This window comes from Parvibaculum sp., from assembly GCF_046297875.1.
Classification (GTDB): Bacteria; Pseudomonadota; Alphaproteobacteria; order Parvibaculales; family Parvibaculaceae; genus Parvibaculum.
The window spans coordinates 2,276,972-2,294,381 of the sequence record NZ_JBKBHD010000001.1 but is presented as its reverse complement, the minus strand read 5'-3'; the positions used below and the strand labels follow the sequence as shown (position 1 = coordinate 2,294,381).

The 17,410-nt window shown below is 62.7% G+C and carries 16 protein-coding genes; 12 read left to right on the top strand and 4 right to left on the bottom strand.

Features of this window, described 5'->3' with window-relative positions; all coding sequences use genetic code 11:
* Positions 1 to 2 precede the first annotated feature (2 nt).
* Positions 3 to 1,118, top strand: coding sequence for a DNA-processing protein DprA (gene dprA, locus ACK4FH_RS11315; protein WP_409813663.1), 1,116 nt, complete (start codon positions 3 to 5; stop codon positions 1,116 to 1,118).
* Positions 1,119 to 1,121: 3 nt separating this feature from the next.
* Here dprA and ACK4FH_RS11310 read toward each other — a convergent pair whose 3' ends face one another.
* The gene (locus ACK4FH_RS11310) at positions 1,122 to 1,403 is read right to left on the bottom strand and encodes a hypothetical protein (protein WP_409813661.1); all 282 of its coding nucleotides are present in this window, start codon (positions 1,401 to 1,403) and stop codon (positions 1,122 to 1,124) included.
* A gap of 380 nt (positions 1,404 to 1,783) precedes the next feature.
* Here ACK4FH_RS11310 and topA point away from each other — a divergent pair, with 380 nt between their 5' ends.
* From topA to rpmG, 7 genes are all read left to right on the top strand, one after another.
* Positions 1,784 to 4,492, top strand: a complete 2,709-nt coding sequence (gene topA / locus ACK4FH_RS11305; RefSeq protein WP_409813659.1) for a type I DNA topoisomerase — start codon at positions 1,784 to 1,786, stop codon at positions 4,490 to 4,492.
* A 2-nt stretch (positions 4,493 to 4,494) separates the two neighbouring features.
* The gene (rnr, locus tag ACK4FH_RS11300) at positions 4,495 to 6,831 is read left to right on the top strand and encodes a ribonuclease R (protein WP_409813656.1); all 2,337 of its coding nucleotides are present in this window, start codon (positions 4,495 to 4,497) and stop codon (positions 6,829 to 6,831) included.
* Positions 6,832 to 6,922: 91 nt separating this feature from the next.
* Positions 6,923 to 7,336 (top strand): DUF983 domain-containing protein, encoded by a 414-nt coding sequence (locus tag ACK4FH_RS11295; RefSeq protein WP_409813653.1) that lies wholly within the window; start codon positions 6,923 to 6,925, stop codon positions 7,334 to 7,336.
* A gap of 95 nt (positions 7,337 to 7,431) precedes the next feature.
* Complete coding sequence (locus tag ACK4FH_RS11290; protein ID WP_409813651.1) at positions 7,432 to 8,199, top strand: NUDIX hydrolase; 768 nt, start codon at positions 7,432 to 7,434, stop codon at positions 8,197 to 8,199.
* 4 nt (positions 8,200 to 8,203) lie between these two features.
* On the top strand, positions 8,204 to 8,878 hold the full coding sequence (locus ACK4FH_RS11285; RefSeq protein WP_409813648.1) for an NUDIX hydrolase: 675 nt from the start codon (positions 8,204 to 8,206) through the stop codon (positions 8,876 to 8,878).
* A gap of 47 nt (positions 8,879 to 8,925) precedes the next feature.
* The gene (locus ACK4FH_RS11280; RefSeq protein WP_409813646.1) at positions 8,926 to 10,125 is read left to right on the top strand and encodes an MFS transporter; all 1,200 of its coding nucleotides are present in this window, start codon (positions 8,926 to 8,928) and stop codon (positions 10,123 to 10,125) included.
* A gap of 152 nt (positions 10,126 to 10,277) precedes the next feature.
* On the top strand, positions 10,278 to 10,445 hold the full coding sequence (gene rpmG / locus ACK4FH_RS11275) for a 50S ribosomal protein L33 (protein WP_409813644.1): 168 nt from the start codon (positions 10,278 to 10,280) through the stop codon (positions 10,443 to 10,445).
* 464 nt (positions 10,446 to 10,909) lie between these two features.
* Here rpmG and ACK4FH_RS11270 read toward each other — a convergent pair whose 3' ends face one another.
* Positions 10,910 to 12,283 (bottom strand): PleD family two-component system response regulator, encoded by a 1,374-nt coding sequence (locus tag ACK4FH_RS11270; RefSeq protein ID WP_409813641.1) that lies wholly within the window; start codon positions 12,281 to 12,283, stop codon positions 10,910 to 10,912.
* Between the two features lie 30 nt (positions 12,284 to 12,313).
* The gene (locus ACK4FH_RS11265; protein WP_407950730.1) at positions 12,314 to 12,679 is read right to left on the bottom strand and encodes a response regulator; all 366 of its coding nucleotides are present in this window, start codon (positions 12,677 to 12,679) and stop codon (positions 12,314 to 12,316) included.
* A gap of 261 nt (positions 12,680 to 12,940) precedes the next feature.
* Between ACK4FH_RS11265 and ACK4FH_RS11260 the strand changes: the two genes are divergently transcribed.
* Both ACK4FH_RS11260 and ACK4FH_RS11255 read left to right on the top strand, forming a co-directional pair.
* On the top strand, positions 12,941 to 13,219 hold the full coding sequence (locus ACK4FH_RS11260) for a DUF3572 domain-containing protein (protein WP_409813639.1): 279 nt from the start codon (positions 12,941 to 12,943) through the stop codon (positions 13,217 to 13,219).
* Positions 13,210 to 13,959 (top strand): hypothetical protein, encoded by a 750-nt coding sequence (locus tag ACK4FH_RS11255; RefSeq protein ID WP_409813636.1) that lies wholly within the window; start codon positions 13,210 to 13,212, stop codon positions 13,957 to 13,959. The genes ACK4FH_RS11260 and ACK4FH_RS11255 overlap by 10 nt, the downstream gene beginning before the upstream one ends.
* Before the next feature lie 169 nt (positions 13,960 to 14,128).
* Here ACK4FH_RS11255 and ACK4FH_RS11250 read toward each other — a convergent pair whose 3' ends face one another.
* Positions 14,129 to 15,316, bottom strand: a complete 1,188-nt coding sequence (locus tag ACK4FH_RS11250) for a CapA family protein (RefSeq protein ID WP_409813633.1) — start codon at positions 15,314 to 15,316, stop codon at positions 14,129 to 14,131.
* A 126-nt stretch (positions 15,317 to 15,442) separates the two neighbouring features.
* Here ACK4FH_RS11250 and ACK4FH_RS11245 point away from each other — a divergent pair, with 126 nt between their 5' ends.
* Positions 15,443 to 16,237, top strand: coding sequence for an ROK family protein (locus ACK4FH_RS11245; RefSeq protein ID WP_409813630.1), 795 nt, complete (start codon positions 15,443 to 15,445; stop codon positions 16,235 to 16,237).
* A 150-nt stretch (positions 16,238 to 16,387) separates the two neighbouring features.
* Positions 16,388 to 17,407: an SIR2 family protein gene (locus ACK4FH_RS11240; RefSeq protein ID WP_409813629.1), complete on the top strand. Its 1,020-nt coding sequence runs from the start codon at positions 16,388 to 16,390 to the stop codon at positions 17,405 to 17,407.
* Positions 17,408 to 17,410 lie beyond the last annotated feature (3 nt).

The window sequence follows — 17,410 nt, the reverse complement described above, 5'->3', positions numbered from 1 at the left end:
GCGTGGGCACGGCGCTCTCTTCGGCCGAGCGCCTCGCCCGCCTTCGCCTTGCGCGCAGCGAGAATGTCGGCCCCGTCACATTCCGCGACCTGCTCGATCATTTCGGCAACGCGCTCGACGCACTCGATGCATTGCCGGAACTTGCCAAGCGCGGCGGCTCGAAGCGACGCCTGAAGATCGCGCATCCTGCGGATGCCGAAGCGGAAATCTCGGCCGTTGCGAAAATGGGCGGTCATCTGCTCGTGCTCGGCGATGAAAATTTCCCGGCGCGTCTCGCCACGCTCGATCCGCCGCCGCCTGTGATCTCCATGCTTGGCGACATCTCGCAGGCGAATGGCAAATCCGTCGCTATCGTCGGCTCGCGCAATGCTTCCGCCGCCGGACGCCGCATCGCAGGCGATATGGCCGAGGCGCTGGGCGCGGAAGGCTTCACGGTCATCTCCGGTCTTGCGCGCGGCATCGACACGGCGGCGCATCGCACCTCGCTTGCGACCGGAACCGTCGCCGTTCTCGCGGGCGGGCTCGACATCGTCTACCCGGAAGAAAATCGCGAACTGCAGAAACTGATTGCGGAGCGCGGCGCGCTCGTCAGCGAAATGCCGCCCGGCACCAGCCCGCAGGCGCGGCACTTCCCTCGCCGCAATCGCCTGATCTCCGGCCTCGCGCTCGCCGTGGTGGTGATCGAGGCGGCACTCCGTTCCGGCTCGCTCATCACCGCGCGTTTTGCGCTGGAACAGGGCCGCGATGTCTTTGCCGTACCGGGTTCGCCGCTCGATCCGCGCGCGCAGGGCGCAAACAAGCTCATTAAGGATGGCGCGCCGCTGGTGGAAAATGCAGCCGACGTGATCGCCGCTTTGGCGACGCCGCTCGGCCACCGCTTCGACGAGCCGGAACCGCCCTCCTATGCACCGCGCGCCGCCGCACGGTCCGAAACGGACGGGGATTCACGCACGCGCATTTTCGCCGCTCTCGGCCCGACGCCGACGCCGGTCGATTACATCATCCGGCAGGCTGGCGTCTCCGTGCCGGAGCTTCGCGCCGTCTTGCTGGAGCTCGAACTTGCGGGCAGGCTGCATCGCGATCCGGGTGACCGCGTGAGCCTGCTGCCTGACGCCTGATCCTCAGTCGCCTGCAACCTGCTTGCGCACCGCCGACTGGCCAAGCGACAGCAGCCGCGACTCCTCCGCCGCCACGCCGATCAGATAGGCCAGAAAGCTGAAGCCGCGTTTTGCCGCCATTTTGCGGGATGCGATCATCAGATCCAGCAGATAGGCGGCCACCGCCTCATCGTCGGCATCGGCCAGCGGGTCACCATTCGGAAGGGAGTTTCGAAGCCGCCGCGCTGCCTCCGCCAGATCGCCGGCTTCGGGCACGGCCTCGGCCCGGATATAGGACTTCCGCATCTCTCACCTCCTCCAATAGCCATGCACACGGCGCGGCGGTGACATTCCTTCCCGAACCGGCCTCCGGGCCGGGAACTAGATCGAAGCATATACAGACTGGATGAAGTAGACCCTTTGGCCTAAGCGGAACTATATTCGAACTGGACTGATATTCACCGGCTCGATGGAGTGCCGTATTTCCTCAAGGATTCCGCGGCATTTGACAGGCCCCGCCCTTTTCACCATTTTCACCCGGCGGTTCGCAGCGGCGGTCGCGGCGCTGACTGGAGCTTTTCACGGTTTGCAAGCGTGGAAACGGCCCGGCATACCGGGCCGAAGGCAAAGGGCGCGCCGTGCTTCGCCACCGCGAGAGCCCCTAATATAGAGAGTGCAACAGTCCAATGGACGTCGTCATTGTTGAGTCGCCCGCCAAGGCGAAAACCATCAACAAATATCTGGGCAAGGACTACAAGGTCCTCGCTTCCTACGGCCATGTCCGCGACCTGCCCTCGAAGGATGGCTCGGTTCTGCCGGATGACGACTTCGCCATGGCCTGGGATGTGGACGCGAAATCCCAGAAGCGCCTGAACGAGATTGCCGCCGCCGTGAAAGGCGCCAACCGCCTGATCCTCGCAACCGACCCGGACCGCGAGGGAGAGGCGATTTCCTGGCATGTGCTGGAAGTGCTCAACAAGAAGAAGGCGCTGAAGGACGTCGAGGTCCAGCGCGTCGTCTTCAACGCCATCACCAAAAAATCCGTCACCGAGGCGATGGAACATCCGCGCGGACTCGACAGGGAGTTGATCGACGCCTATCTCGCCCGCCGCGCCCTCGACTATCTCGTCGGCTTCACCCTTTCGCCCGTGCTCTGGCGGAAACTCCCCGGATCGCGCTCCGCCGGCCGGGTGCAATCCGTTGCGCTTCGCCTCATCTGCGACCGTGAACTCGAGATCGAAGCCTTCCGCAGCCAGGAATACTGGACAGTCGAAACCGACATGAAGACCGGCGCAGGTGATGTCTTTGCCGCACGCCTCGTGTCGCTCGACGGCAAGAAACTCGGCAAGTTCGACATTCCCGATCAGAAGACGGCAGATGAAGTCGTCGCGCGCATCAAGGCTTCGCGCTTCTCGGTCACCTCGGTCGAGAGCAAGCCTGCACGGCGCAATCCGAACCCGCCCTTCACGACATCGACGCTGCAGCAGGAAGCCTCGCGCAAGCTCGGTTTCTCGGCAAGCCGCACCATGCAGGTGGCGCAGCGGCTTTACGAAGGTGTTGATATCGACGGCGAGACGACCGGCCTCATCACCTATATGCGAACCGACGGCGTGCAGATTGCGCCGGAAGCAATCGCCCAGGCCCGCACCGTCATCAACAATGAATTCGGCGAGGCCTATCTGCCGGACAGCGCGCGCGTCTACACGAGCAAGGCCAAGAACGCGCAGGAAGCGCATGAAGCGATCCGCCCGACCGATCTCGCGCGCCTGCCCAAGCAGGTGGCCGCCCGCCTCGACGACGATCAGCGCCGCCTCTATGAACTCGTCTGGAACCGTACCATCGCAAGCCAGATGGAAAGCGTGCAGCTTGAGCGAACGACCATCGAGATGGAAGCGAACGACGCGCCGATCGGCCTGCGCGCCACGGGATCGGTCATCGTCTTCGATGGCTTCCTTCGTCTCTATCAGGAAGGCCGCGACGAACCGGACGATGCGGAGGAAGGCAACCGCCTGCCGAAAGTCGCCCGCGGCGATAAGCTCGGCACGGAGAAGATCCGCCCCGAACAGCATTTCACCGAGCCACCGCCCCGCTTCACCGAAGCAACGCTCGTGAAGCGCATGGAAGAACTTGGCATCGGCCGTCCGTCGACCTATGCCTCGACGCTGCAGACGCTGCGCGACCGCGACTATGTGCGCATGGACCAGAAGCGTTTTGTGCCGCAGGACAAGGGCCGCCTCGTCACCGCCTTCCTCGAAAACTTCTTCTCGCGCTATGTCGAATACGACTTCACGGCGGCGCTTGAGGAAAAGCTCGACAAGGTATCGGCGGGCGAGCTCGACTGGAAGGAATTGCTGCGCGAATTCTGGAAGGACTTTACCGGCAACGTCGCCGAAGCGACGGAACTCCGCATCACCGAAGTGCTCGACCGGCTGAACGATGTTCTCGCGCCCCACGTTTTCCCTGACAAGGGTGACGGCACGGACCCGCGCGCATGCCCTTCCTGCGACAATGGCCGCCTGTCGCTGAAGGTCGGCCGCTTCGGCGCCTTTGTTGGCTGCTCGAATTATCCCGATTGCAAGTTCACGCGCCAGCTAACCGTGGGCGCCGAAGGCGAGGAAGCGACTGGCGACCGCGTACTCGGCACCGACCCGGAAACGGGCGCGGAAGTCTCGCTCAAGACCGGCCGCTTCGGACCTTATGTCGAGCGTGCGCCGCTTTCGGACGACGACAAACCGAAACGGAGTGGCCTGCCCGCGAAAACTTCCGCCGCCGATGTCGATCTCGACATGGCGCTGCGCCTTCTTACTCTGCCGCGCGACGTCGGCATCCACCCGGAAACCGGCAAGAAGATCACAGCGGGCCTTGGCCGCTTCGGTCCCTTCATCCTGCATGATGGCACCTACGCGAACCTGAAAGACCCGGAAGAGCTTTTCGACATCGGCGTGAACCGCGCTGTCACCGTGCTTGCCGAAAAGATCGCCCGCGCCGAAGAGCGCGCAGGCAAGGTGCTGAAGGAGCTGGGCGACCACCCCGATACGGGCAAGCCCGTGCAGCTGCGCGAAGGAAAATACGGCCCCTACATCAAGCATGGCAGCACGAATGCGACGCTGCCGAAATCCGCCGTGCCTGAAGATGTGACGCTTGACGCGGCGCTTGCGCTCGTTACCGAAAAGGACGCGAAGAGCGGCAAGAAGAAGCCGGCAAAGAAGGCGGCCGCAATGAAGGAACCGGCGGAAAAGAAAGCCCCGGCGAAGAAGACAGCCGCAAAGAAACCTGCCGCGAAGAAAAAGGCCCCCGCAAAGAAGACCACAGCGAAAAAGCCTGCTGCGAAAAAGCCTGCTGCGAAAAAGCCTGCCGCGAAGAAGAGCGGCAAAGCCACTGAATTGGCGGACTGACCTTGGCCGAAGGCAAGCCCAGACGGGCCACGACGAAAAAGCCCGCCGGAAAGAAGAAATCCGGCGGCTTGCCGACGCGCGAACAGATCCTCGCCTTCCTCTCCGAAAATCCCGGCAAGACCTCGAAGCGCGAGATCGGCCGCGCCTTCGGCGTCAAGGGAGACGACCGCATTCCCCTGAAGCAGATGCTGAAGGCGATGACGGAGGAAGGGCTGATCGCGAGGGACGAGGCGAAGAACCTGCGCCGCACCGACGCACTGCCACCCGTCACCGTCATCGAAATCACGCATACGGATATGGATGGCGAGCTGATCGCGCGGCCCGTGAGCTGGCCGGGTGAAGAGCCCGCGCCGCTCATCGTCGTGGCACCCGACACGTCGCGCAAGAAGCGCGACTATGACGAGCCGCCCGCAGGCGTCGGCGACCGCGTGCTGGCGCGCATCGCGAAAGTGGAAGACGAGGAAGAACCCTACCCCTACGAAGCGCAGGTCATCCGCCGCATCGGCAAGGGCGCAGAGCGCATTCTCGGCCTCTACCGCGCGAACAAGAAAGGGAAAGGCGGCCGCCTCGTTCCTGTCGAGAAGAAACTCCGCAACGAATATGAGATCGCGCCGGAAGATGTGAACGGTGCAGAAGAAGGAAACCTCGTCTTCGCGGAAACCGTTCCCGGCAAGAAATACGGGCTCTCCCGCGCCCGCATCCGCGAAGTCTTCGGCGACAGCGAAGACCCGCGCTCGATCAGCCTGATCGCCATTCACGCGCATGGCATTCCCGATGCCTTCCCCGACGATGTGATCGCCGAAGCGGAAGCGGCAAAGCATCACGGTCTCAAGGGCCGCACGGACCTTCGCGACATACCGCTCATCACCATTGACCCGGCTGATGCGCGCGACCATGACGATGCCGTATGGGCGGCGCCCGACACGGACCCGAAAAACGATGGCGGCGTCGTCGCCATCGTCGCCATCGCCGATGTCGCGGCCTATGTGAAGCCCGGCTCGCCGATGGACCGCGAGGCGAGGAAGCGCGGCAACTCGACCTATTTCCCGGACCGTGTCGTGCCCATGCTGCCGGAGCGCATTTCGAACGATCTCTGCTCGCTGGTCGACGGCGAAGACCGCGCGTGCTTTGCCGTGCGCATGGTCTTCGACCGGAACGGCAACAAGCGTGGCCATGAGTTCATCCGGGGCCTGATGCGTTCCGCCGCGAGCCTGAGCTACCGGCAGGTGCAGGAAGCGATCGACGGAAGGCCGGACGATATTGCCGGGCCGCTGCTCGAACCTGTGCTGAAGCCGCTATGGGCGGCCTATCGCATCATCGCCAAGGCGCGCGAAGTGCGTGCACCGCTCGACCTCGACCTGCCGGAACACAAGATCGACATTGGCGCCGATGGCCGGATCGCAGGCGTGCGCATCGGCGACAAGTTCGAATCGATGAAGCTCATCGAGGAATTCATGATCCAGGCGAATGTCTGTGCCGCCGAACAGGCGGAAGCGGTGCGCCGGAAGGTCATCTACCGCATCCATGATGCCCCCTCGCGCGAGAAGCTCGTGGCGCTGGCGGAGTTCCTCGCAACGCTGAACCTGAACTTCACGCGGGGCGAGAATATCCGCCCGGCGAATTTCAACCGCGTGCTCTCGCAGGTGGACGGCACGGAGCATGACCGCATCGTCTCCGACGTGGTACTGCGCTCGCAGGCGCAGGCCATCTATTCGCCGGACAATATCGGCCATTTCGGGCTCAATCTGCGCCGCTATGCCCACTTCACCTCGCCCATCCGCCGCTATGCGGACCTCACGGTCCATCGCGCGCTGATCGCAGGGCTCGGCCTCGGCAAGGATGGGCAGACGGATGATGAAGTCGCGGAACTGACCGAGATCGCCGAACACATTTCCATGACCGAGCGCCGCTCGATGATCGCCGAGCGCGACTCGAAGGACCGCTTCATCGCCGCCTTCCTCGAAGCCCGCATCGGCGCCGAGTTCACAGGCCGCATCGCAGGCGTGACGCGCTTCGGCCTCTTCGTGAAGCTCGACGAGACAGGAGCGGATGGTTTCGTGCCCATCTCCTCGCTCGGCGGCGACTTCTTCCATCACGACGAGATCATCCATGCGCTGATCGGCCAGCGCACGCGCATCGCCTATTCGCTGGGCGATGCCGTTCGTGTGCGCCTTGAGGAAGCCGTGCCGGTCACGGGCGGATTGCGCTTCGAGCTTCTCGACGGCGGCAGCGAGGCTCCGAAAGGCGCCGGCCGCCGCTCGCGCGCGCCATCGGGACGGTCGGGTGCGAAACGCGGCAAATATGGCAAGCAGGCCCGGGGCAACGGTTCCCGCCGGTAACGCTGCCGCGCGGCAACCTGCCACATTTCTTCTCGCGGCCATTCCGACCATTTTGCTCGGGTAAGCCTATCCCTCCCGTACGAGTCCGCGCATGGATATGACCGATACAAGCATCTACCAGCCGGCCGAGCCCGCCCCCCGGCCGCTCACGCCCTCGATGCTGCGCGGGTTCTTCGGCCGCTGCCCGGCCTGTGGCAGGGGCAATGCCTTCCGCAAGTACCTGAAGGTGTCGGACGAATGCGCCTCCTGTGGCGAGGAACTGCACCATCACCGCGCCGACGACGCACCGCCCTATTTCACCATCATGGTGGTGGGCCATATCGTCGTGCCGATGCTGCTCTGGACAGAGCTTGCATGGAAGCCCGAGATCTGGGTCCACATGGTCATCTGGCCGGCGCTGACGCTCTTCCTCTCCCTCGCGCTGCTCCCCCGCATCAAGGGCGCCGTGGTTGGCTGGCAATGGGCGCTTCGCATGCACGGCTTCGGCGGCGAGACCGACGACTGACGCCGCGTCATCCGCAGCATTTTTCTCCGGCTGGCATTCGCGCGCGCGAAGGGGCATCCTGTCCCCAACAAACATTCGATAACAGGGACGGAATCATGAGCGCGGGCAAAGGGGCGATCTTCGATCAGAAGAAATCGCGCGAACAGGAATATCGCGAGGCAACGCAGGGAAAGGCCGTGCGGCCGCGCGATGCCTCAACGCTCATCATCGTCCGCCGCGACGGCGCCACGCCCCAGGTGCTGATGGGCCAGCGCCATGCGAACCACAAATTCATGCCGAACAAGTTTGTCTTTCCCGGCGGCCGCGTCGACCGCGCCGACAGCCGCATCCGCCCGGCGCAGGATCTGCGCGAGCCCGTCGCCCGCAAGCTGATGGTGCGCATGTCCGGCAAGCCGTCGGAGCTGCGCGCCCGCGCGCTCGCCATGGCCGCGATCCGAGAAACCTTCGAGGAGACCGGCCTCGTGATCGGCAAGAAGATAGCCGCGCCGCAGACAAGCAAGCATCCCGACTGGGCGGAATATTTCGCGCAAGGCGTCGCCCCTGCGCTCGGCGCGCTCGATTTCGTCGCCCGCGCCATCACACCGCCCTATCGCACCCGCCGCTTCGACACGCGCTTCTTCATCGCCGACGCAGAAGCGATCCAGGGCGATCCGATGCAGGTGAAAGGCTCGGGCGAATTGCAGGGCCTGCACTGGCTCACCATCGACGATGCGCGGGGCCTCGACCTGCCGAACATCACCCGCGTGGTGCTGGACGAAATCGACGAACGCCTGTCGCTCGCCAAGGCCGCGCAGGCGCGCCGCGCCGTTCCCTTCGTCTATTTCCGCAATGGCAATGCCATTCGCGACGCAATCGGGAACTGACGCAGTGAACGACCTGGCCAACACGAAGCGCGGCATCCGCCCGCGCGATGCAGCAAGCCTCGTGCTGATCGACGACCGCGCAGGCGAACCACGCATCCTGATGGGGCGGCGTCACTCGCGCATGAAGTTCATTCCCGATGCTTTCGTCTTTCCGGGCGGCAAGCTCGATCAGGGCGATATCGGCGTGCGGCCGGCCTCCGGCTTCGCCGAGGCAACGGCGGAAGCGGTGAAGCGTGCCGCCGCGTCGCGCCTGAAGGCAGAAGCACTTGCTGCCGCCGCCATTCGCGAAACCTTCGAGGAAACGGGCCTCTTCATTGCGCGGCAAGGCGATGTCGGCGACGCAGCGGGCGAAGGCTGGACGCCCTTTCGCGAGCGCGGCCTTGCGCCCCGCTTCGACGTGCTCGATTTCGTTGCCCGCGCCATCACGCCCGCCTCGAGCCCGATCCGTTTCCATGCCCGCTTCTTCGCGGCGAACGCCGAAGCGGCAAGCGGCGATCTGAAAGGCAGCGGCGAGCTGGAAGACCTCGGCTGGTACACGGTCTCGGAAGCGCTCAAACTGCCCGTGATCGACGTGACCGAATTCGTGCTCCACGAAATCGCCCGCCGCCGCAAGGGCGAACGCCGCGCCCGCGCGCCCCTCTACAGCTACCGGAACGACAAGCCCGTCGTGCGGGGCTAGCGCACTCCCCCATGACAAATGCCGAAAACTCGGCTATCGCCTGAGGCATGACCGAAAAGAGCCTCACCATGCTGGCCGATGCGCCGCTCACCGAAAGGGAGCGCAGGCGCAGCCTCGTCGCAGTCATCGCCTGTATTTCGGTCGTCGGCATGGGGCTCGGTGTATCGATCCCGCTGCTCGCACTGATGATGGAACGCAACGGCGTACCGGCCTCCATCATCGGCCTCAACACGGCAATGCCGGCGCTTGCAACCTTCCTGATGACGCCCTTCATTCCGGCGCTGCTCCGGCGGATACCGGCAATTCCGTTTCTACTCGGCTGCATCGCCATATCCGCCATCGCGATGCCGTCCTACTACTACTTCCCGAATGTCTGGCTCTGGTTCTTCATCCGCTTCATGAACGGCCTGGCGCTGACCGGCCTTTTCGTCGTCTCGGAATTCTGGGTGAACATGCTGGCCGACGACAAGAACCGCGGCCGCCTCATCGGCATCTACGGCACGGTGCTTTCCTGCGGCTTCGCCTCTGGCCCCGTATTGCTTTTCCTTGTCGGCACGGAAGGCGTCGCGCCGTTCGCCGTCATCGGCGCGCTTATCCTTTCCGCCGCCGTGCCGCTCGTCCTGTTCGGCCGCGGCCTTGCGCCGCGCGTCACCGAGCGGCCGAGCCATGCCTTTGTGACCTTCCTCATGGCCGCGCCGGCCGCCACGCTGGCAGGCTTCGTCTATGGCGCGACGGAAACCAACGTCTTCAACATGCTGCCCATCTATGGCGTTCGCATCGGACTGACCGAGCAATATGCCGCCTTCGTCCTGTCGCTTTTCGCGGCCGGTAACATACTCCTGCAGATCCCGATCGGCATGTGGTCCGACCGGACGGACAGGCGCCTCGTCCTGCTCTTCTGCGCGAGTATCGGCCTTCTGGGTACGCTCGCCCTCCCCTTCGTCATGGGCTCCGTCTGGCTGTTCGCCCCGGCGCTCTTCTTCTTTGGCGGCGTGGTGGTCGGCATGTACACGGTGGGGCTGACGCTGCTCGGCGAGCGCTTCAAGGGCGCGAATCTCGCCGCTGCCAACGCCGCCTTCGTGATGATGTTCTCGCTCGGCGCGCTTGTCGGCCCGCCCATGGCCGGCGTCGCGATGGACCTGTGGAACCCGCACGGCCTGATCGTCGCCATGGCCAGCCTTTGCGGACTCTATGTGCTGGTGGCGGGCTGGCGCTACCTGACGGCGCCGCGCGAACCGCGTCAATGATAGGAATTTAATCCGGCTGCATCCGGGCCGCTTGACTTCCGCCGCGTCCTGAGTAGCCTGCGCGCAACTCCGCACATTCCCGGCCTAGCGCTGGATGGCGCACTTTTGGCCTCGTGGGTTTAAAGCCCGCGCAAACTCAAGGATTTCGCGACATGGCGAAGCCAGCTTCCATCAAGATCAAGCTCGAGAGCACGGCGGGCACCGGCTACTTCTACGTTGCGAAGAAGAACAGCCGTACCATGACCGAAAAGATGGTCATCAAGAAGTACGACCCGATTGCGCGCAAGCATGTCGAGTTCAAGGAAACCAAGATCAAGTGATCTTGCGGCGCGGCCCTCGCGCCTTCGCTTTCCGAAATGAAAAAGAGCCGGTCCCGCAAGGAACCGGCTCTTTTCTTTCAGGCCCATCGGCCCCTCGAAAAAGGTGGCCGGCCGGGAAAATTGCGGCATATCAGAGGAGGCCACTCCATTACCGCGCCCCGGCCGGCCGTGCCTCGCGGACCCAGGAGATGCGGCGGACCTGAGCGCCCCACGAGGACACGTATCGCTGCCAGGAACGGTTCCGGCCTCACCCCCCAGCAAGAAGCGGAACCGACATCGGCAGCGAAACGAATTGCATTGAAGCTATCACGCTCTTCTGTGCCAATAAAGGACTGAGGCCGGTATATGGGAAAGAAATACGGCGCTTGATTGCGTTAACCATGAACAAACAAGGTTAATGCCACACGCATCGCGCGAATGCTGTACGGCGGACACATCTAGACTGTAACCGATGGAGGAAAGACTTAGGCCGCTTCGGCCGCGACGCGGTTTCGTCCGTCGCGCTTGGCGCGGTAAAGCCCCTGGTCGGCCCGCTCGAGGAGCTTCGCCGCCGTATCCTTGGGGCCATGCGTCATCGCAATGCCGATGCTGACCGTGACGTCTAGTTCACGGCCCCCATCGTCGAGCACGAAGGGCTTTGCCGCCACACACTGACGAAGCCGCTCGGCCACCGTCGTCGCATAGCCAATTTCGGTATCAGGCATCACCACCACGAATTCCTCACCGCCAAGACGGCAGGCAAGATCGACACCGCGTACATTGGCGGAAATGCGGCCGGCGAACTGGCGCAGCACGGCGTCACCCGCCGCATGGCCATAAGTATCGTTCACCGGCTTAAAGTGGTCGATGTCGAAGATGAGCAGCGAGACCGGCTTGCCGGTATTCGCAGCCTCCTCCACCAGCGTCGCCAGATGGCCTTCCATGTAGCGGCGGTTGTAGAGCCCGGTCAGGCCGTCCGTGATCGCGAGTTCGAGCCCCTGCTGGAACTTGTCGCGCAGATAGTCCTGATAGCGCTTGCGCTTGAGCTGACTGCGCGCGCGCGCCACCATCTCGTTACGCTCCACAGGCCGCAGCAGATAATCGTTCACGCCCATGTCGAGCGCGCGGACGAGACGCGTAGTGTCGCCCTCTTCGACGATCACGAGGATCGGCGTCTGCCGCGTCGCCTCGAGCGAGCGGAGCTGGGAACAAAGACGAAGCCCGTCAAATTCCTGCAGCGTCAGGCTGATGATATGGAGATCGTAGTCGCCGGTTGCGGCGAGCTGCATCAGGTCTTCCTGATTTTCGGCGACAGTTACATTGTGCTTGTCCGCCAGCGTCTCGGTGATGCGCTTGAGCGAGGTCGGCCGGTCGTCGATGACGAGAATGCGGCCCGGGGCGGACATGAGGAAGGCATCGCCCTCCTTCGTGCCGAGCGCGCCGATACGCTGGCCCGTCGCCTCGCGCATGCGAAGTTCGTCCGTCACCATTTTCAGGCGCACAAGACTGCGGACACGCGCGAAAAGCGCGAGATCGTTGAGAGGCTTGGTGAGAAAGTCGTCGGCGCCGGCCTCAAGCCCCTGCACCCGGTCTTTCGGCTGGTCGAGCGCGGTCACCATGACGACGGGAATATGCTCGGTCTCCGGCATCGCCTTGAGGCGGCGGCAGACCTCGAATCCGTCCATGCCCGGCATCATCACGTCGAGCAGGATGATATCGGGCTGCTGTTCCTTGGCCACCTCAAGCGCCTCCATGCCGGAGCTGGCCTTGAGCACGTCGAAATACTCGGCGGTCAGCTTGGCGTCGAGCAGCTTCAGATTGGCCGGAACGTCATCGACAATAAGTACGCGCGCAGTCACTCTGCCCTCTCTCGAAAGGTCGGGGGGCGATCAACGAAGGAAACGCTGAACCGTTTCCAGGAACTGGGTGACGGAGATCGGCTTCGAGATATAGGCCTCGCAGCCGCCCTCGCGGATCTTCTCCTCGTCGCCCTTCATGGCAAATGCCGTGACGGCGACAACCGGGATCGACCGCAGATTATCGTCTTCCTTAATCCACTTTGTGACTTCGAGGCCGGAAACTTCAGGAAGCTGAATGTCCATCAGAATCAGGTCGGGGCGGTTCGTGCGCGCAATCTCCAGCGCCTCGATACCGTCACGCGTCTGCAGCGTCTCGTAGCCATGCGCGTCCAGTAGATCGTGGAAGAGCTTCATATTGAGCTCATTGTCCTCAACGATCAGGACTTTCTTAGACATTGCGTCCATTGCTCCAGAACTCCACCTGTGCCGGGCTTGCCCGTAGCTGTACCCTGATGTCCGGCCAGCGGGTCGATTCCCATTGGGGAGATAAGACCCCAATATCCTTAACCAACCCTTTACCGCCGCCCTCAGGCCCCCCGGAATCCCGGGGTTTCCGATTAAAGCCCGCCTATGATTAAGTTTGCGTGAGCGCCGGGGCCCGCACCGGAAAAAATCCGCCTGAATCCCCGAATTCGGGCCCGAAATATGGAAATTTCGATGACGAGAGACGATGCCGAGTTTCTGGCCATTCGGGCGCTGGGCCATATTGCGGGCGATGACGACCTGCTGGGCGACTTCCTGTCCCTTTCCGGACTTTCGCCCGATGAACTGCGCGAGCGGGCGGGCGAGCCCGAGACGCTCGGCGGCATCCTCGATTTCATGCTGGCTGACGAGGCAAGGCTCCTCGCCTTTTGCCAGGCCGCCGATCTGAAGCCCGACCTCCCGGCCCGCGCCCGCAAGGCGCTGCCCGGCGGCGAACGGGTGGAATGGCCATGACCTCCCACCCGGAAAACGACCCCGGCTCGACCGCTGGCGAAGTGGCCGGCACGCGCCACCCAGAGCGGGACCCACTGGCGATCGACGAAGCTGTCATCCCCCAGATCGACGCGCTGACGCTGGAGCGCGGGCGGCCGCTCATCGTCTCGGACGCCGACGAGGTGCTGCTGCAATTCATGGTCGGGCTCGAACGCTACCTCGAGACGCAGGATCTCTGGATCGACCTCCAAAGCTTCGCGCTGACCGGCAATATCAAGCGGAAGGCAACGAACGAACCCGTGCCGCCCGCAGACATGCCCGCCCTTCTCGATGCCTTCTTCGCAGCCTCGGCCCATGACCTCGACGTGGTGCCCGGCGCGGCGGAGGCACTCGCCGAACTCTCGGCGCGGGCGCAGGTGGTGATCCTCACCAATGTGCCGCTGGAAGCGAAGGCGCGGCGCGAAGCCTGCCTCGCCGCTCAGGGCATCCCCTTCCCGGTCGTCGCGAACAAGGGGCTGAAAGGCGGCGCGGTCCGCCGCCTCGCCCAGCGCGTGGAAGCGCCGGTGATCTTCCTCGACGACATCCCGCACAACCTCTCATCGGTCGCAAAGGCCCATGCACCGGCGCGGCTCATCCACTTCATCGCAGACCCCCGGCTCGCGAAGCTGCTCGGGCCCGCGAAAGACAGCCACTTCCACACGACGCTCTGGCCGGAAGCGCATGGCTTCATCGACGAGACGCTGAAGGCGGAGGGGTTCTGAAAAGGAACACGTCACCCCCGGGCTTGACCCGGGGGTCCAGAAGCTGCCGTCAGGCGGCGTCTCTCTTCGCAAGAAACCTCAAAGTGCCACAGGAACAGTCGCACTGGATGCCCGGGTCAAGCCCGGGCATGACATGTTGTTCGATTCGGGACGACACTATCGAACCAGGTCAAAAATTCCCGCGCCTGACATCCTTCCCGCAAGCCGCCGCAATCTCCGCTTCGCGCGGTGAGGCCTCAGGCGCCTGCCATCCGGCGCAGCGCGCATCCGTTGCACCTGCTGCGCACCAGAGGCCGGAACCATCCGCCTGCGGAGCGAAGCGTAACCTGCCTTCCCCGAGCCGAGACCCCAGATAATTCATCACCTCGACACGCAGCCGCGCGGCATCGCCCGTCAGCGGCTCCGGCGCGATATGCATTTTCGTGATCGGCACGATTTCGACCGTCTCGACCGCGTATCCGCCCCGTCCGCGCAGGAGTCCGGCTTTCACAATGAGGCCATAGTCGCGGCAGATGTCGAAGCGGCGCATGTCCTGCGTGCCGAGATGCAGGAAATTGCCGAGTCCATAGGCGATCAGCTTTCCGTCCGAAAGCTCGACACCCCGCGCGACATGATGATGGTGCCCTGCGATGATGGTGAGGCCTGCGCTCTCCACTTTGCGGAAACGCTCCTGTGCCGCTTTCTCTGTCAGCGGCGCAAACTCCGGCCCATAATGAACCGAGAGGATGCGGATATCGGCAGGCTCGCCCGCCAGCCGAGCAGCGACACCGGCAAAGTCGCGGTCCTCACGCAGCATTCCGGCCTCGCCTTCGCGCGCGGGCAGCCCGCCGCCGGCATTCCCCACCGCCGAGACGGCAACCTTCGCGCCGCGCACGACGAAGACATGTGGCTGCATCGCCTCCTCGCGCGTCCGCCCAAGACCGGGAAAGGCGCGAAGCCCCGGCACCCCCTCCATATGGCGGAGCGTCTCGCCCGCACCGGCACCACCGAGATCCATCGCATGATTATTGGCAAGCGGCAGCACGTCGATGCCATGGCGGACAAGCGCGCGAACATGAGCCGGATGCGTGCGGAAGACGAACATCTTTTCCCGCTGCGGAATGTCGTTCCGGTCCGTCACCACCGTTTCGAGATTGGCAAGCACGACATCGCCCCGAATGACAGGCCCGATCTTTGCCATCGCGTCCTCTACCGCGACAAGCTCGCCCCGCTTGAACCCGCCCGCCTCGGACACATGCGCACCCGGCCCATTGAACCCCGTATCGCCCATCAGAACGACCGTGAGCCGTTGCTGCGCATGGGCATGGAGCGGAAGCATGATGAGCAGGGCTGACAGGAAGATTGATCTGATGTGCATGTATGCCCGCCAAAATTTTTCAGACATTAAAGTACCACGTCATTGCCGGGCTTGGTTTTGCGGGTGAAATCCCGAACGGCCTCCCCTCCCTGCCATGCTATCCTGCCCGAAAAAGGAATCTCCCCCATGCGGATCGGCATAGACCTTGGCGGCACGAAGATCGAAGGCATTGCCCTTGGGCAAGGCGGCGCGGAGCGGGCGCGCAAGCGCATTCCGGCGCCCCAGGGGAGCTATGAGGAAACCATTGCCGCGATCCGCGATCTCGTCGCTGCGCTCAAAGCCGAAACAGGCGAAACGGCCAGCATCGGCATAGGCATGCCGGGCGCAATCTCTCCCGAGACCGGCCTCGTGAAGAATGCGAACAGTACCTGGCTCAACGGCCATCTCTTCCATCGCGACCTCGAAGCGGCGCTCGGCCGGTCCGTACGCCTCGCAAATGATGCCGATTGCTTCGCGCTTTCGGAAGCAAGCGACGGCGCGGGCGAAGGCGCGGCATCGGTCTTCGGCGTCATCCTCGGCACCGGCGTTGGCGGTGGCATCGTGATCGGCGGCAAGCTGCTCTCCGGTCCCAACGCCATTGCCGGGGAATGGGGCCACAACTCGCTACCCTTCGTCATGCCGGACGAAACGCCCGGCCGCGACTGTTATTGCGGCAAGAAGGGCTGTATCGAGACATGGCTCTCCGGCCCCGGCTTCGCCGCCGACTACCTGATCGAAAACCGCGAGGCACTTTCGCCCGAAGGCATTGTCGCGGCCGCCGCCTCCGGCAACCGCCCGGCCAAGATCGCGCTTCGCCGCTATGCCGACCGCCTCGCCCGCGCGCTTGCCCATGTCATCAATATCCTCGACCCGCATGTCATCGTGCTGGGCGGCGGCATGTCGAATGTCGATGCGCTCTATGACGAAGTGCCCTCGCGCTGAGGTGCTTACGTATTCTCGGACACGGTGGCCACACGCCTTGCCCGGCATAAGCACGGTGATTCAAGCGGCGTCCGCGGCGCAGCGCGGTTGTGGCCGGAAAGATTTTAGCATCTTGCCAAACCCATCCTTCAATTTTCGGGGAAAATTTCTATGCCAAAACAAAAGCCAAGCAGAAAAATAATCTATTTTATCGGGGCTGGCGCATCATATGGCGCAGGAGCCACTGCCGCGGTTCAAGGCGGCGGAAAGGTTCCTATCCCTATTCAAAAAGAATTCTGGCCAACCTTCCTTAGATTCTGCACCGACAGAGAAAAATCTAAGCGCATAGAAGCATTCTTATTTCGATATTTTCTCAACTACGCCAAAGTTCCGGGTAGGCACAGCTCCAAACAGCGAAGAGAGTTGCTCGCCGATATCGATGTCGAAGAAGTTTTCACATTTCTGTCTGAGCGTATCCAAGCGCCCGGCACCAGCTCACAGCTCCGCACCTATACAACTCAAATTTGGGACGATCTAGTTTCGGAAATTGGGAATGTATTTGGGCGGTATAAGGCAAATAAGAGTACGCGACATTCCTATGGATTGCTTCTGCAAAACCATGTTAGGTCCCGGGATGCCGTAGTCTCATTCAATTATGACACGATTTTCGAGCTATCAATGCCAACGCAAAAGCAATGGCACTATGTCGGCGTCTCCAAGACAGCCAATGGATTGAAACTCATAAAGCCACATGGCTCGATAAATTGGACTCTGGCGAAGCACGAAATTCGAATTCAAGAGAACCCCGAACAATCCCTCATCGTCGCACCCACCCATCTTAAATTTGTGGGATCAGAAAATGATGACAACAAGCATCTGGGAACATTGAATCATTCTGAAGAGATTAAGTTTATCTGGGAGCAGATGGAACGAGAGATGCAATCCGCAAAGGCATTCGTATTCATTGGGTACTCCTTTCCAGTCGCCGATTTGTATTTCTCTTCTGTCCTTCGCTCGGTCCTTGCGATTCGCAAAAATGACCCGGCAGTCGTTCTTGTAAACCCAGATGCCGTTGATATTCAAAGACGGTTGCAGCAGCGCTTTTCAATCAAAAAAGTTTTTAATTATTTTGATATGGACACCTTTTTTGACATCAAACGAGATCGGTTGCTAAACAGAATTCAACGTTAGCAA